Source organism: Nocardioides astragali, from assembly GCF_024436375.1.
GTDB lineage: Bacteria > Actinomycetota > Actinomycetes > Propionibacteriales > Nocardioidaceae > Nocardioides > Nocardioides astragali.
Genome location: NZ_JAFMZM010000004.1, coordinates 24,172 through 38,908 on the forward strand (window position 1 = coordinate 24,172; position 14,737 = coordinate 38,908).

Annotated in this window: 13 protein-coding genes; 8 read left to right on the forward strand and 5 right to left on the reverse strand. The window is 70.0% G+C overall.

What is annotated here, in order from left to right:
* Window positions 1–5: 5 nt before the first annotated feature.
* The 3 genes from J3P44_RS13405 (at window position 6) to ettA (ending at window position 4,031) form a co-directional block, all read left to right on the forward strand.
* Window positions 6–1,661 carry a YfjP family GTPase gene (locus J3P44_RS13405; protein WP_255890927.1) on the forward strand — a complete coding sequence of 552 codons (1,656 nt, stop codon included), beginning with the start codon at window positions 6–8 and terminating at the stop codon, window positions 1,659–1,661.
* Between the two features lie 150 nt (window positions 1,662–1,811).
* Window positions 1,812–2,231: a single-stranded DNA-binding protein gene (locus J3P44_RS13410; RefSeq protein ID WP_255890928.1), complete on the forward strand. Its 420-nt coding sequence runs from the start codon at window positions 1,812–1,814 to the stop codon at window positions 2,229–2,231.
* 117 nt (window positions 2,232–2,348) lie between these two features.
* Window positions 2,349–4,031 carry an energy-dependent translational throttle protein EttA gene (ettA, locus tag J3P44_RS13415; RefSeq protein ID WP_255890929.1) on the forward strand — a complete coding sequence of 561 codons (1,683 nt, stop codon included), beginning with the start codon at window positions 2,349–2,351 and terminating at the stop codon, window positions 4,029–4,031.
* A 39-nt stretch (window positions 4,032–4,070) separates the two neighbouring features.
* Here ettA and J3P44_RS13420 read toward each other — a convergent pair whose 3' ends face one another.
* Together J3P44_RS13420 and J3P44_RS13425 are read right to left on the reverse strand one after the other, a co-directional pair.
* The gene (locus tag J3P44_RS13420) at window positions 4,071–4,565 is read right to left on the reverse strand and encodes a MarR family winged helix-turn-helix transcriptional regulator (protein ID WP_255890930.1); all 495 of its coding nucleotides are present in this window, start codon (window positions 4,563–4,565) and stop codon (window positions 4,071–4,073) included.
* A gap of 35 nt (window positions 4,566–4,600) precedes the next feature.
* A complete protein-coding gene (locus tag J3P44_RS13425; RefSeq protein ID WP_255890931.1) occupies window positions 4,601–5,815 on the reverse strand; it encodes an acetyl-CoA C-acetyltransferase in 1,215 nt (404 codons plus the stop codon).
* A 152-nt stretch (window positions 5,816–5,967) separates the two neighbouring features.
* On the opposite strand from J3P44_RS13425, the gene J3P44_RS13430 reads away from it, so the two are divergent.
* The gene (locus tag J3P44_RS13430) at window positions 5,968–6,813 is read left to right on the forward strand and encodes an acyl-CoA thioesterase (protein WP_255890932.1); all 846 of its coding nucleotides are present in this window, start codon (window positions 5,968–5,970) and stop codon (window positions 6,811–6,813) included.
* A 24-nt stretch (window positions 6,814–6,837) separates the two neighbouring features.
* On the opposite strand, the gene J3P44_RS13435 is transcribed toward J3P44_RS13430, so the two are convergent.
* Window positions 6,838–7,215 carry a globin gene (locus tag J3P44_RS13435; RefSeq protein ID WP_255890933.1) on the reverse strand — a complete coding sequence of 126 codons (378 nt, stop codon included), beginning with the start codon at window positions 7,213–7,215 and terminating at the stop codon, window positions 6,838–6,840.
* A gap of 48 nt (window positions 7,216–7,263) precedes the next feature.
* Window positions 7,264–8,328 carry a mechanosensitive ion channel family protein gene (locus J3P44_RS13440; protein WP_255890934.1) on the reverse strand — a complete coding sequence of 355 codons (1,065 nt, stop codon included), beginning with the start codon at window positions 8,326–8,328 and terminating at the stop codon, window positions 7,264–7,266.
* 31 nt (window positions 8,329–8,359) lie between these two features.
* Here J3P44_RS13440 and J3P44_RS13445 point away from each other — a divergent pair, with 31 nt between their 5' ends.
* Both J3P44_RS13445 and J3P44_RS13450 read left to right on the forward strand, forming a co-directional pair.
* A complete protein-coding gene (locus J3P44_RS13445) occupies window positions 8,360–8,755 on the forward strand; it encodes a hypothetical protein (RefSeq protein ID WP_255890935.1) in 396 nt (131 codons plus the stop codon).
* Window positions 8,742–9,125, forward strand: a complete 384-nt coding sequence (locus tag J3P44_RS13450; protein ID WP_255890936.1) for a DUF5130 family protein — start codon at window positions 8,742–8,744, stop codon at window positions 9,123–9,125. Before J3P44_RS13445 ends, J3P44_RS13450 begins: the two co-directional genes overlap by 14 nt.
* A gap of 467 nt (window positions 9,126–9,592) precedes the next feature.
* Here J3P44_RS13450 and pepN read toward each other — a convergent pair whose 3' ends face one another.
* Complete coding sequence (pepN, locus tag J3P44_RS13455; RefSeq protein ID WP_255890937.1) at window positions 9,593–12,160, reverse strand: aminopeptidase N; 2,568 nt, start codon at window positions 12,158–12,160, stop codon at window positions 9,593–9,595.
* Between the two features lie 99 nt (window positions 12,161–12,259).
* On the opposite strand from pepN, the gene J3P44_RS13460 reads away from it, so the two are divergent.
* Together J3P44_RS13460 and metG are read left to right on the forward strand one after the other, a co-directional pair.
* The gene (locus J3P44_RS13460; RefSeq protein WP_255890938.1) at window positions 12,260–12,859 is read left to right on the forward strand and encodes a mycothiol-dependent nitroreductase Rv2466c family protein; all 600 of its coding nucleotides are present in this window, start codon (window positions 12,260–12,262) and stop codon (window positions 12,857–12,859) included.
* Between the two features lie 66 nt (window positions 12,860–12,925).
* The gene (metG, locus tag J3P44_RS13465; protein WP_255890939.1) at window positions 12,926–14,737 is read left to right on the forward strand and encodes a methionine--tRNA ligase; all 1,812 of its coding nucleotides are present in this window, start codon (window positions 12,926–12,928) and stop codon (window positions 14,735–14,737) included.

The following is a 14,737-nucleotide window of genomic DNA, read 5'->3' on the forward strand; positions in this document are numbered from 1 at the left end:
GAGTCATGACGTCGTTGCTCGAAGGGGCCAAGAAGCTGGTCACCAGGAGCTCTGACATCGGCGCTCGCGTCGAGGGACTCGAACGAGCCGCGACCGCGGCCCGCGGCCGGGTCGACGACGCCCTCGTGGACGACGCCTCGGCCGTCGCCGCGCGCGCGGCCGGACGGCTCAAGCTCTCGGCCGACCACACGGTGGTCGCGCTCGCCGGCGCGACCGGCTCCGGCAAGTCCTCGACCTTCAACTCGCTGAGCGGGCTCGAGCTCGCCGCCGTCGGCGTACGCCGTCCCACCACCTCCTGGGCCACTGCGTGCGTGTGGGGCAAGGAAGGTGCCGAGGAGCTCCTCGAGTGGCTCGGCATCCCGGCCCGCCACCAGGTGACCCGCGACTCGATGCTGTCGAAGGCCGACGAGGACGTCGACATGCGCGGCGTCGTGCTGCTCGACCTCCCCGACCACGACTCCACCGAGGTCTCCCACCACCTCGAGGTCGACCGGCTCGTCCAGCTCGCCGACATGCTGGTGTGGGTGCTCGACCCGCAGAAGTACGCCGACGCCGCGATCCACGACCGCTTCCTCAAGCCGTTGGCCGGGCACCGCGACGTGATGCTGGTGGTGATCAACCACATCGACACCGTCCCGGAGGACCGGCGTTCGACCATGGTCGCCGACGTACGCCGCCTGCTCGAGGCCGACGGCCTGGCCGGGGTCCCGGTGCTGCCCGTCAGCGCCCGCCACGGCTGGGGCATCGACGAGCTGCGGGGCATGATCGCCAAGCGCGTGGCGGAGAAGAAGGTCACCCGCTCCCGGCTCGAGGCCGACGTGAAGTCCGCCGCGCAGCGGCTGCAGGACGCCGCAGGCACCGGCAAGGTGCCGACCCTGTCGAAGGAGCGGGTCGCCGCCCTCGACGACGCCTTCGCGGAGGCCGCCGGGGTGCCGACCGTCGTGAAGGCCGTGGCCGACTCGACCCGGCTGCGGGCCAACCGCGCCACCGGGTGGCCAGTCACGGCGTGGTTCTCCCGGCTCAAGCCCGACCCGCTCAAGCGGCTGCACCTCGACCTCGGCACCTCCGGCAGGGAGCTCACCGGCGCGGCACGCACCTCGGTCCCGAAGGCGACCGGCGTCCAGCGCGCCCGCGTGGACACCGAGGTGCGCTCGCTGGCCGACCAGGTCGGCGAAGGGATGGCGCCGTCGTGGGCCCACGCCGTGCGCGCGGCGTCCGTGTCGCGACTGCCCGACCTCAACGACCGCCTCGACCGGGCCGTCGCCTCCACCGACCTCGGCGTCGACCGGATCCCCGTGTGGGCGGGGCTGGTGCGTGTCCTCCAGTACGTCCTCATCATCGCAGCAGCGGTCGGTGCCGGCTGGCTGGCGCTGCTGGCCTTCGGCTCCTACGCCCGCCTGCCCGAGCCGCCGACTCCCGAGGTGTGGGACTTCCCGCTCCCGACCCTGCTGCTGCTCGGGGGAGTGGGCCTCGGCCTGCTCCTGGCGCTGGTCTGTCGCTGGCTCGTGTCGCTGACCGCGCGGTCGCGGGCGCGTACGGCCGACAAGCGCCTGCGCGACGCGATCTCGGAGGTGTCTGCCGCGGTGGTGGTCGAGCCGATCCAGGCCGAGCTCGTGTCCTATGCCGAGGTGCGCGAGGGGTTGTCCGCCGCCCTGCGCTGACGCGCCGTGCGCCACTGGTCGTCCACAGCGAGGCCGGGACACGGGTTCTCCACAGCCGCCGGTCCGCTGGACCGCCTCCTGTCGGCCCGGGTGTCGAGCCTTGGGGTGATCGCGGCGGAACCGCCGTCGCCGACACCAGGAGACTGCTCGATGTACGACACCCAGATCACCCTGACCGGCTGGGTCGGCGGCGAGGTCACGCTTCGCGAGCTCGCCGAAGGCCGCCAGGTCGCCTCGTTCCGCGTGGCATGCACCCCGACCCGCTATCGCGACGGCGAGTGGATCAAGGGCACCACGTCGTGGCACACCGTGAAGGTGTGGAACCGCCTGGCCCGTCACGTCGCCGCATCGCTCCACAGCGGCGACCCCGTGGTCGTCCACGGCCGGCTCGTCGCCGACCTGTGGGAGCGCGAGGGCAAGCCCCAGACGTCCAACGAGGTCGTGGCGAGCGCCGTGGGCCACGACCTCTCGCACGGCACGACGACCTTCGCCAAGCCGGCCGCCACGGTCAGCGACGTCGAGCCGCTCGCTGCGCCGACTGTGGACGGTGCCGAGCCCCAGGCCGCCTGATCCGCTCGTGGACGTGTGGCGACCCGGTCGCCCGGACGACCGGATCGTCACACCTCCCGGGCTCTCGGTGGTGGCGCGATTGTCGGCACGACAGCGCCGACCCGTAGGCTCGCCCACATGGCTGAGTACGTCTTCACACTGCGCAATGTGCGCAAGGCCCACGGTGACAAGGTCGTCCTCGACAACGTCACCCTGTCGTTCCTCCACGGCGCCAAGATCGGCGTCGTCGGGCCCAACGGCACGGGCAAGTCCTCGCTCCTCAAGATCATGGCGCAGCTCGACCACGCCAACAACGGCGACGCGATCCTCGACCCCGACGCGACGGTCGGCATGCTCCAGCAGGAGCCGCCGCTCTCCGAGGGCAAGACGGTCCTCGAGAACGTCGAGGAGGCCGTCGGCGAGCTCAAGGGGAAGATGAAGCGCCTGGAAGAGGCCTACATGGAGATGGGCGAGCCCGACGCCGACCATGACGCCCTCATGGAGGAGACCGGAAACCTCCAGACCGAGCTCGACAACGCCAACGCGTGGGACCTCGACAGCCGCCTCGACCAGGCCATGGACGCCCTGCGCTGCCCGCCGCCGGAGGTCCTCGTCGACAACCTCTCGGGTGGTGAGCGCCGCCGCGTCGCGCTGTGCAAGCTGCTCCTGCAGCAGCCCGACCTGCTGCTCCTCGACGAGCCCACCAACCACCTCGACGCCGAGTCGGTCCAGTGGCTCGAGGGCCACCTCGCCAACTACCCCGGCGCCGTCCTCGCCGTGACCCACGACCGCTACTTCCTCGACAACGTCGCCCAGTGGATCCTCGAGCTCGACCGCGGCAAGGCGCACCCCTACGAGGGCAACTACACGACCTACCTCGAGACCAAGAAGGACCGTCTCAAGATCGAGGGCCAGAAGGACGCCAAGCGCGCCAAGGTCCTCGAGCGTGAGCTCGAGTGGGTGCGCTCCAACGCGAAGGCGCGCCAGACCAAGAGCAAGTCGCGGCTCGCGCGCTACGAGGAGATGGCGGCCGAGGCCGACCGGATGCGCAAGATCGACACCTCCGAGATCAACATCCCAGCCGGACCGCGCCTGGGCGACGTCGTGCTGGAGGCGGAGGGGCTCGGCAAGGGCTTCGAGGACCGCATCCTCATGCACGACGTCTCCTTCAAGCTGCCCCGCGCCGGCATCGTCGGGGTCATCGGCCCCAACGGCGTCGGCAAGACCACGCTGTTCCGCATGATCACGGGGGAGGAGAAGCCCGACGAGGGTGAGCTCAAGGTCGGCCAGACGGTGAAGCTCTCCTACGTCGACCAGAGCCGCGGCGGCATCGACCCCAACAAGAACGTCTGGGAGGTCGTCTCCGACGGCCTGGACTTCATCAAGGTCGCCAACTTCGAGATGAACAGCCGCGCCTACGTCGCGTCGTTCGGCTTCAAGGGCCCGGATCAGCAGAAGAAGGCAGGCGTGCTCTCCGGTGGAGAGCGCAACCGCCTCAACCTGGCGCTGACCCTGAAGATGGGCGGCAACATGCTGCTCCTCGACGAGCCCACCAACGACCTCGACGTGGAGACCCTGTCCTCGCTCGAGGACGCGCTGCTCGACTTCCCCGGCTGCGCCGTGGTCACCTCCCACGACCGGTGGTTCCTCGACCGCGTCGCCACCCACATCCTGGCCTGGGAGGGCGACGACGAGGACCCCGCCAAGTGGTTCTGGTTCGAGGGCAACTTCGCGTCCTACGAGGAGAACAAGATCGAGCGCCTCGGCATCGAGGCGGCGCGCCCGCACCGGGTGACCCACCGGCGGCTCACCCGCGACTGAGGCATCTCCTGCTGGTCGAGGAAGGCGCCCCGGCGCCTGTCACGGGTTTCGGATCTCCGCTTCAGGGTGTCGGGTGACGAGGTGGTCGGCGACCCGGTCGAAGACCCGTCCGACGGCGGCGAAGTCCTCCTCGGACGCCAGGTCGACCAGGTTGCGGCGGACGCTCTCGACGTGGCACGGCGCGGCCCGGACCAGCAGCTCGTAGCCCATGTCGGTCATCGTCGCGATCACCCCGCGGCCGTCCTCGGGGGTCGTGCCGCGGGTGACGTAGCCGGCGGCCTCCATGCGCGCGACCGTGTGGGTGACCCGGCTGCGCGAGTGTGCCATCGCGTCCGCCAGCTGGGCCATCCGCATCGCGCGGCCCGGTCGCTCGGAGAGGCGCACCATCACCTCGTACTCGTTGAGCGACAGGCTGAACTCACGTCGCAGGTCGTCGTCGAGACGCTCCATCAGCAGGGTGATGCCCATCATCAGGGCACGCCACGAGTGCTGCTGGGTGTCGTCGAGCCAGCGCGGTTCCCCCGTCTCGGTCATGGCCGCAGCCTAGTCCGCATGGAGCGCGATCGGGGTCAGCCCATGCGCTCGAGGATCATCGCCATGCCCTGCCCGCCACCGACGCACATGGTGATCAGGCCGGTGGACTTGTCGTGCCAGTCGAGGCTGTTGAGCATCGTGTTCTGCAGGCGGGCGCCGGTCATGCCGAACGGGTGGCCGACCGCGATCGCGCCGCCGTTGACGTTGAGCCGGTCGATGTCGATGCCGAGGTCCTGGTAGGACGGCACGACCTGGGCGGCGAAGGCCTCGTTGATCTCGACGAGGTCTATGTCGCCGATGCTCATCCCGGCGTACTTCAGGGCGTTCTTGGTCGCCTCGACGGGGCCGAGGCCCATGATCTCGGGGGAGAGGCCCGAGACTCCGGTGGACACGATCCGCGCCAGCGGGGTGAGGCCGAGCTCGGCTGCCTTGGTGTCCGACATGACGACCACCGCGGCGGCTCCGTCGTTGAGCGGGCAACAGTTGCCGGCGGTGACCACGCCGTCGGGTCGGAAGACCGGGTCGAGACCTGCGATGGCGTCGTACGTCACGCCCGCTCGTGGCCCGTCGTCACCGGTCACGACCGAGCCGTCGGCCAGCGTGACCGGGGTGATCTCCCGCTCCCAGAACCCGTCGGCGATCGCCTTCTCGGCGAGGTTCTGCGAGCGGACCGCGAACTCGTCGAGCTCCTTGCGGTCCAGCCCGCGCATCCGGGCGACGTTCTCGGCGGTCTGGCCCATCGCGATGTAGATGTCGGGCAGGGCGCCGTCCTCGCGCGGGTCGTGCCAGTCCTGGCCGCCCTTGGCGTACTCCTCGGTGCGGGCCGCGGCGTCCTCGAAGAGCGGGTTGCGCGTGCCCGGGACGTGGTCGGAGGTGCCCTTCGCGAACCGGGACACCGTCTCCACGCCGGCGGACACGAAGATGTCGCCCTCGCCGGCCTTGATCGCGTGGAAGGCCATCCGCGTGGTCTGCACCGAGGAGGAGCAGTAGCGGGTGATCGTCGCGCCCGGGACCTCGAGGCCGAGAAGGGTGGTGACGACCCGCGCCATGTTGTTGCCCGACTCGCCACCTGGGAGGCCGCAACCCAGGAGCAGGTCCTCGATGGTGCTCGGGTCGAGGTCCGGGATCTTGTCGAGCGCGGCCTGCACGACGAGCGCGGTCAGGTCGTCGGGACGGAAGTCCTTGAGCGAGCCCTTGTTGGCGCGGCCGATGGGGGAGCGCGCTGCGGAAACGATCACTGCCTCGGGCATGGAGAACTCCGGAAGTCGACGGGGGGTGCAGGGTCTCTCGGCACCCTAGTGCTCGGATCGCGGGGGCGGAACGCGCGCCCGTGTGGCCTTCCTCATGCCTGCTCCTGGACCGGCCGGGGCGCTCTGCGTGCGTGTTCTGCGACGATCGAGGGGTGCGCCATCTCTATCGCTGCCCGCTGAGGTGGGCCGACCTCGATCTCTTCGGTCACGTCAACAACGTCACCTACGTCGACTACCTCCAGGAGGCGCGGGTGGACATGTTCCGCACGCACGCCCCCGACAGCCGCGCCGAGGACCTGGCCGAGGGTGTCGTCGTGGTGCGTCACGAGGTCACCTACGTCTCCCAGCTCACCTTCGGCTTCGAGCCGGTCGCGATCGAGTGCTGGGTGACGGAGATCCGCGCGGCCAGCTTCACCATGGCCTACGAGATCTTCGCCGAGGACGAGGCCGGTGAGCGGACGGTCCACCTGCGCGCGCGCACCGTGCTGACGCCGTACGTCTTCGCCACCGAGCGCCCGCGCCGCCTCCACGACGAGGAGCGGGAGGCCCTCTCCCGGCTGCTGGAGCCCGACGAGCCCGTACGACCCACTCCGGCGCCGGACGTCGTCGACGTGCCCGGCGGGACCTACCCGGTCCACGTCCGGTTCAGCGATGTCGACGTCTACGGCCACGTCAACAACGTGAAGTACTTCGAGTACTTCCAGGAGGCGCGGATCCAGCTGATGGTCACCCAGGGTGGCGACCTGGGGGACGGCTACCACCTCGTCGTCGCGCAGACCGACGTGGACTACAAGCGGGCCATCCTGTTCCGGGGCGAGCCCTACGACTGCCGGACGTGGGTCTCCCGCATCGGCAGCACGTCGGTGGTGTTCGAGTCGGTGGTCCGCGACGGTGACGACGTGCTGGCGCGCGCCCGCGTCGTCGGGGTCTGCATGGACAGTGCGACCGGGCGACCGGCGCCGGTGCCGGACGCGTTCCGGGCTCTCGTCGCCGGCTGACTCACTCCGGAGTCACTCCAGCCCTCACTCCAGGGTGTTGACCATGAACTGGGCTGCGTGGGTGACGTAGTCCCAGAACCGCTCGTCCTGCTCGGGCGTGAGACCGGCGGCATCCAGCCCGGCCCGGAAGTGGACCAGCCAGTGCTGGGCAGCGGCCGGGGTGACCTGGAACGGCGCGTGCCTCATCCGCAGCCGCGGGTGGCCACGGGTGTCGGAGTAGGTCGACGGGCCGCCCCAGTACTGGATGAGGAAGAGGGCGAACCGCTCCTCGGCGGGGCCCAGGTCCTCCTCCGGGTACATCGGGCGCAGCAGCTCGTCGGTGGCCACGCCCTCGTAGAAGCGGTGAACGATCGTGCGGATCGTCTCCGCGCCGCCGATCTCGTCGTAGAAGGTGCTGGTCACGGCACCATTCTGCCGACCAGGCGGCTGACTCGCCGGTCGGGTCGGGGGCTAGGCGTTCTCCGTGGGCTCGGCGGACGCTGCCGAGGGCGCGCTCTCCTGCCACATCACGCGCTGGGCGACCGCGAGGTTGATGCCCTCGTGCTCGAACCGTGCCTTGACCCGCTCACGCATCTCCCGGGCGATGCCCCACTGCTCCATCGGCGCGGTCTTGAGGGTGACGCGCACGACGATGCCGTCGACGCCGAGCGACTCCACCCCCCAGACTTCGGGCTCCTCGATGATCAGGCCCTTGAAGTCCTCGTCCTCCCACAGGTCGTGGGCGACCTCCTCGAGCGCGCGACGTACGCGCACGAGGTCCTCGGTGTAGCCGACGGTCACGTCGAGCACCGTCCGGGCCCAGTTCTGGCTCATGTTGCCGACCCGGAGGATCTCGCCGTTGCGGACGTACCAGACCGTCCCGTTGACGTCGCGCAGCCGCGTCACCCGCAGGCTGACGGCCTCGACCGTGCCAGAGGCCTCCCCGAGGTCGACGACGTCGCCGACGCCGTACTGGTCCTCGAAGATCATGAAGATCCCGGACAGGAAGTCCTTCACGAGCGCCTGCGAGCCGAAGCCCAGGGCCACTCCGATGATGCCGGCGCTGGCGATGAGGGGGGCGATGTCGTAGCCGAGCTCGGAGATGGCCATCAGGGCCACCACGGCGAACACGACACCGCTGATGATGCTCTTGAGCAGCGAACCCATCGTTGCCGCGCGCTGCACACGCCGGGTGTAGCCCGGGTCCTCGGTCAGGTTCAGCGCCGCGCCCATCCGGCCACCGGTGATCGCCCGGCTGAGACGGTCGGGCAGCATGCCGACCTCGGCGCGCTTGACGACGCGGTCGATGATCCGGTGGAGCACCCACCTGACGGCCAGGGCGATCAGGATCAGTCCCGCCAGGGCGGCCGGTTTCCCGACGATCCAGTCGACGCCGGTGGCGAGCCCCCTGTTGCCGGTGCGCTCCAGGACCCAGGTGTAGAGCTGGTCCTCGGACGAGTAGGTGAGGAGGGGGTTGGTCTCGCTCCCGGAGACCTCGGTCATGTCGATGATCGGGGCAATGAGGGGGTGAGGCATGCGGGCCAGTATGAGCGATACCCTTCTGCTCGTGACCACGCACGTCAGCCCTTCCCACTCCCACCGGCGCTCTTCGCGGCGCGCTCGATGGACCGGCCGCGTCGCCGCGCTGGCCGCTGCGCCGGCGCTCGCACTGCTCGCGCTGCCGGCCCGCGCCGACGTCCCCGAGGGCTGGGGCGGTGAGACCGAGCACAACAGTCTCGACGCCCTCCACGCGCTCGGGGTCTACCTCGGCGCCCCGCTCCTGCTGATGGTGCTCATCGCGCTCGCGGTCTACCTCCCGGCGATGATCCGCGGCGAGAAGCTGCTGCCCGACCACTCCGGTGGCGAGGCCCAGTGGATCGGCGGACCGCGCCAGGGCGTCGCCGAGCTCCCCGCCCCCGACAGCGACGACTCCCGAGCAGGTGGCGCCAGTGCCCGCTGGTGAGCTCCTGAGCGAGGCCGATCGGCTCGCCCTCGACAAGGCGATCCGCCTCGCCGAGCAGGCCAGTCGCTTCGAGTTCTCCGTCTACCTCGGTCCGGCCGAGGGAGACGACACCCGGGCCTGGGCCACGCGCCTGCACAACCGCCTCGTGGCTCCCGCGCGGAGCGTCCTGATCATGGTGGATCCGCAGGGACGCGCGACCGAGGTGGTGACGGGCGGCGACGTACGCCGTCACCTCACCGACGCCGAGGTCGAGCTGGCCGTGTTGGCCATGTCGTCGGAGTTCGCCGCCGGCAACCTGCTCGTCGGCCTCCAGCGCGGCATCGCGATGCTCGCCGAGCACGCGCGCCCGCAGAACACCCTCCACGCCTGATTGTTTGGCGCTCGCTCCGCGTTGTTTGGCGCTCGCTCCGCGTTGTTTGGCGCTCGCTCCGCTCGCGCGTGCTGTGCCTTGGCGCTCGCTCCGCTCTCGCGTGCTCCCCGCCCCTGAGGACGTCGTCTTCCCTCCTCGCTCGACGGCGCTGCCTCGCTGCGCTCGTCACGCTTGCTCGCTCGTCAGTCCAGACGACGTCGGGCGGGGAGCGCTGTGGCTGAGGCCGTCCGACCGCCTGGCACGTCCGAAGGTCATCGGTGCGCAGCGAGCGTGGCGAGCCCCGAGGTCACCTCGGACGTGAGGCTCGGCGCCCGGCGCTGTCTGGACTGACGAGCGACGCGAGCGCAGCGAGCCAGTCGAGGAGGGAAGACAGCGCCTTCAGGGGCGCCGAGCACGCGCGAGCGGAGCGAGCGCCAAATAGCACTGCCCCCACCCGAGACGGGCGGGGGCAGGTGCAGAACCGCCGATCAGCCCCGGTCGTACGCCTGTGCCGCCAGCGCGCGGGCGATCTCCGCCCGCGCCTCCCCGACGTAGCGCTTGGCCTGCTTGGGCGCGTCGCTGTCGGCGAGCCACTCGTCGATCCGGGCCAGGGTGGCCTCCGAGCCGAGGGCCTTGGGGAAGCCGAGCTCGAGCACGACGGACGCCTTGTGGAAGCCGAGGGTGTCGACCAGCGTCTCCGACGCCTCGAGGAACTTGTCGAGGTAGGGCGCGAGGACGTCCTCCTGGCCGAACCGGAAGATCGACATCGCGATCTCCCGCGAGGTCTCGTTGGGGGTGGCCGGGTCGAGGATCGCGTTCCAGCCGGCCTCCTTCGCCGACGCCGTCGGCTGGGCGACCCGGGCCGCGGCCGCGAGCTCCTTGCCCGAGATGGTCTTGTCGACCTCGAGCTCGGCGTCGATCTCGGCGTCGCCGAAGCGGCCGGCCCGGGCCAGGGCGGTGATCAGCGTCCAGCGCATGTCCTGGTCGACGGCGAGGCCGTCGAGCGTGAACGACCCGTCGAGCAGGTGGATCAGGTCGTCGAGCGCTGCGTCGCTGCGGGCGGCGCCGGCGTAGGAGCGGGCGAAGGTGAGCTGGTGGTCGCTGCCGGGCTCCGCGGCGACGAGCAGCTCGCGCAGGCCGGCCTCCCACGTCGCCCTCAGGTCGTCACGGTTGGTCGGGTCGGAGTAGAAGTTGACCGCGAGTGCCGTCGTGGCCGGGATACGGGTGACCGCCCAGGCGTCGGACTCCTGGCCGATGTTGGCGAGCACGAGGTCGACCCAGTCGCGGGTGCGCATCTCGCCGTCGCGGGTCATGTCCCAGGTCGCCCCCCACACCAGCGCACGCGGCAGCGAGTCGTCGAACGTCGAGAGCGCGGAGATGGCCGTGGCGAGGGACCGCTCGTCGAGACGGATCTTGGCGTAGGCGTGGTCCTCGTCGTTGAGCAGCAACAGGGCCGGCTGCTTGACGCCGACCAGCTGGGGCACGTCGGTGCTCTCCCCCTCGACGTCGATCTCGAGGTAGTCGCGGCGCACGAGGCGCTCGTGCCCGTTGTCGTCGGCGACCGTGTCGTAGAGGCCGATGCCGAGCCGGTGACGACGCAGCGTGGGCCAGTCCGGGTGGGCCGACTGGGCCACCGAGAACGAGCGGTAGCTGCCGTCGTCGTCGAGCTCGAAGGACGGCGCGAGGGTGTTGACCCCAGCGGTCTGGAGCCACTCCTGGGCCCAGCCCTCCAGCTCGCGACCGGAGGACTTCTCCAAGGTGGCGAGCAGGTCCTTGAACTCCGGGTTGCCGTACTCCCACTCCTTGAAGTAGGCGCGCAGGCCCTCGAGGAACGGGTCGAGGCCCACCCACGCGACGAGCTGCTTGAGCACCGAGGCGCCCTTGGCGTAGGTGATCATGTCGAAGTTCACCTCGACCGCGTGCAGGTCGACGTTGTCGGCCGCGATCGGGTGGGTCGAGGGCAGCTGGTCGGCGCGGTAGCCGGTCTGCTTGCGGGCGTTGGCGAAGCCCGTCCAGGCGTCGGTGAAGTCGGTCGCGTTGGCCTCGCACCAGTAGCAGGCCCACTCCGCGAACGACTCGTTGAGCCAGAGGTCGTCCCACCACTTCATGGTCACGAGGTCGCCGAACCACATGTGCGCCATCTCGTGGGTGATGACCGAGGTGCGGAACTCGAAGAACGAGCGCGGCTGGCGGCTGCGGGGAAGGTATTCGTCGCGGAGCGTGACGCAGCCGGCGTTCTCCATGGCGCCTGCGTTGTACTCGGGGACGTAGAGCTGGTCGTACTTCCCGAACGGGTAGGGGTAGTCGAACTGCTCCTCGAAGAACTCGAAGCTCTGCTTGGTGAGCTTGACCAGCTCCGCGGTGTCCATGTGCTCCTTGAGCGACTGGCGGCAGTAGTGCCCGAGCGGGATGGTGCCGAACTTGCCCTCGTAGGTGTCGAACTCGCCGTGGTACTCGCCTGCGACGATGGCGGTGATGTAGGCGGACATCCGCTTCGTGGCGGGGAAGTTCCACACCGACACGCCGCCGTCGAGCTCGGTCGGCTCCGGGGTCGCGGCGTTGGAGACCACGACCCAGTGCGAGGGGGCCGTGACGTTGAACGTGAAGACCGCCTTGAGGTCGGGCTGCTCGAAGGTCGTGAAGACGCGTCGGGCGTCGGGCACCTCGAACTGGCTGTAGAGGTAGACGCGGTCGTCGACGGGGTCGACGAAGCGGTGCAGGCCCTCGCCGGTGTTGGAGTAGGCGCAGTCCGCGGTGACGACGAGGGTGTTGGTCGCCTCGAGGTCGTCGAGCGCGATGCGGCTGTCGGCGTACGCCGTCGCCGGGTCGAGGCTGCGGCCGTTGAGGGTGATCTCGCGGACCGTCGGCGCGACGAGGTCGGCGAACGTGCTCGCCCCGGGCTCGCGGCAGGTGAACTCGAGCGTGGTGACGGAGACGAAGGTGTCCTGATCGGACCGGGTGGCGGTCGTGAGGTCCAGGTCGACGGTGTACGACGTGACGTCCAGGAGGGAGGCGCGGGTGGCGGCTTCGTCCCGGGTGAGGTTGGTTCCAGGCATGCGGGCATCCTGCCACCGCTGGTGTGGCGCGGCCCACACCGGTCGGGGTGGCGCGTCCACCCGCAGGAATAGTCCACGCCCGCCCGCGTTGGGGTGGACATGGCTACTGCTGACTTCTGGTTCGACCCGCTCTGCCCGTTCGCCTGGATCACCTCGCGCTGGATCCGCGAGGTCGAGCAGGTCCGTGACATCGACGTGCAGTGGCACGTGATGTCGCTGGCGTACCTCAACAAGGACAAGGACATCCCGCAGGGCTACCGCGACATGCTCGAGGGCAAGGAGAAGCCCGTCCGGGTCGCCATCAAGATCGCCCAGGACTACGACAACGCCACGCTGGGCGACTGGTACACCGCCATCGGCACCCGCCGCCACAACAACGGCGAGGAGCTGAGCCGCGAGACGGTCGCCGCGTCGCTGGCCGATGTCCGGCTTCCGGCCGACCTGATCGACTCGTGGGACGACGCGGGACTCGACGACGACGTGGCCAAGAGCCACCACGAGGGCATGGACGCGGTCGGCGACGACGTGGGCACGCCGACCATCCACATCAACGGCTCGGCGTTCTTCGGCCCGGTCCTGTCCAAGATCCCGCGCGGCGAGGAGGCCGGCGAGCTCTGGGACGGCGCCGTCGCGCTCGCGAGGTTCCCCTACTTCTACGAGCTCAAGCGCTCGCGCACGGGTGAGCTGGACTTCTCCTGAGTCCGTGCCGGTGTCGCTGGCTGGCCCGCAGAAATCGGATGGCGGCCGGTCACTAGGCTTGCGCCCATGACTCGTGTCCTGTCCGCCGTCGCCTGGCCGTACACCAACGGCCCGCGCCACATCGGCCACGTCGCCGGTTTCGGCGTGCCCTCCGACGTGTTCAGCCGGTTCATGCGGATGGCGGGCCACGACGTGCTCATGGTCAGCGGCACCGACGAGCACGGCACGCCGATCCTGGTGCTCGCCGACAACGAGGGCGTGCCGGCGCGCGAGCTCGTCGACAAGTACAACCAGGTCATCGTCGACGACCTGTGCGGCCTCGGGCTGTCCTACGACCTCTTCACGCGCACGACCACAGGCAACCACTACGCCGTGGTGCAGGAGATGTTCGAGACCTGCCGCCGCAACGGCTACATGGTCGAGGAGACCACGCCGACCGCGATCAGCCCGTCGACCGGCCGCACCCTGCCCGACCGCTACATCGAGGGCACGTGCCCCATCTGCAAGTACGCCAGCGCGCGGGGCGACCAGTGCGACAACTGCGGCAACCAGCTCGACCCCACCGACCTGATCGACCCGCGGTCGAAGATCAACGGCGAGACGCCGGAGTTCAAGGACACCCAGCACTGGTTCCTCGACCTGCCGGCCCTGGCCGGCGCGCTCGCCGAGTGGCTGGACGAGCGCGAGGCCAGCGGCACCTGGCGGCCCAACGTCATCAAGTTCAGCCAGAACATCCTCAAGGAGATCCGCCCGCGGGCGATGACCCGCGACATCGACTGGGGCATCCCGGTGCCGGGTTGGGAGGACCAGCCCACCAAACGGCTCTACGTCTGGTTCGACGCCGTGATCGGCTACCTCTCGGCCTCGATCGAGTGGGCGCGGCGGCTCGGCGAGCCCGACAAGTGGCGGGAGTGGTGGAACGACGCCGATGCGCTGTCCTACTACTTCATGGGCAAGGACAACATCGTCTTCCACTCCCAGATCTGGCCCGCGGAGCTGCTCGCCTACAACGGCACGGGTGACAAGGGCGGTGAGCCCGGCGTCTACGGCACGCTCAACCTGCCGACCGAGGTGGTCTCGAGCGAGTTCCTCACGTTCGGCGACTCCCAGTTCTCCACGAGCCGCGGCAACGTCATCTACGTCGGTGACTTCCTGGCCCGCTACGGCCCCGACGCGCTGCGCTACTACATCTGCGCCGCCGGTCCGGAGACCTCCGACGCGGCCTTCACGTGGGCCGACTTCGTCACCCGCAACAACTCCGAGCTCGTCGCCGGCTGGGGCAACCTGGTCAACCGCACGGCGACGATGATCGCGAAGGGCTTCGGCGAGATCCCCCCGCTGGGACCGCTCGAGGTGGTCGACGAGCAGGTGCTCACGACCGTCCGCGACGGGTTCGCCACGGTGGGTGGGCTCGTCGAGAAGCACCGGCTGCGCGCCGCCATCGCCGAGGCGATGCGGGTCGTCGGGGAGGTCAACAAGTACCTCACCGTCACCGAGCCCTACAAGATGAAGGACGAGTCGCAGCGCGAGCGTCTCGCAACCGTCCTCCACGTCGCGGCGCAGTGCGTGAGCGACTGCAACACGCTGCTCGCGCCCTTCCTGCCCCACGCCGCCAACAAGGTGCACGCGGTCCTCGGCGGCGAGGGCGACTTCATGCCGATGCCGCGCATCGAGCAGGTCGAGGAGCTCGAGCCCGGCAACGGCGCCGGCCACACGTCGTACTCCGTCATCACCGGCGAGTACTCCACGACGCCGGCGTGGGAGTCGCGCGCGATCGTGGCGGGCACCAAGGTCGCCAAGCCGACGCCGGTCTTCACCAAGCTCGACCCCTCCGTCGTCGAGGACGAGCTGGCGCGGGTCGCGGGCGCACCTGCCTAG

What these genes read in the sequence shown, in the direction of transcription:
- J3P44_RS13405 (WP_255890927.1), top strand. Translation starts at nt 6, where the DNA reads ATGACGTCGTTGCTCGAAGGGGCCAAGAAGCTGGTCACCAGGAGCTCT.
- J3P44_RS13410 (WP_255890928.1), top strand. Translation starts at nt 1,812, where the DNA reads ATGTACGACACCCAGATCACCCTGACCGGCTGGGTCGGCGGCGAGGTC.
- ettA (WP_255890929.1), top strand. Translation starts at nt 2,349, where the DNA reads ATGGCTGAGTACGTCTTCACACTGCGCAATGTGCGCAAGGCCCACGGT.
- J3P44_RS13420 (WP_255890930.1), bottom strand. Translation starts at nt 4,565, where the DNA reads ATGACCGAGACGGGGGAACCGCGCTGGCTCGACGACACCCAGCAGCAC.
- J3P44_RS13425 (WP_255890931.1), bottom strand. Translation starts at nt 5,815, where the DNA reads ATGCCCGAGGCAGTGATCGTTTCCGCAGCGCGCTCCCCCATCGGCCGC.
- J3P44_RS13440 (WP_255890934.1), bottom strand. Translation starts at nt 8,328, where the DNA reads ATGCCTCACCCCCTCATTGCCCCGATCATCGACATGACCGAGGTCTCC.
- pepN (WP_255890937.1), bottom strand. Translation starts at nt 12,160, where the DNA reads ATGCCTGGAACCAACCTCACCCGGGACGAAGCCGCCACCCGCGCCTCC.
- J3P44_RS13460 (WP_255890938.1), top strand. Translation starts at nt 12,260, where the DNA reads ATGGCTACTGCTGACTTCTGGTTCGACCCGCTCTGCCCGTTCGCCTGG.
- metG (WP_255890939.1), top strand. Translation starts at nt 12,926, where the DNA reads ATGACTCGTGTCCTGTCCGCCGTCGCCTGGCCGTACACCAACGGCCCG.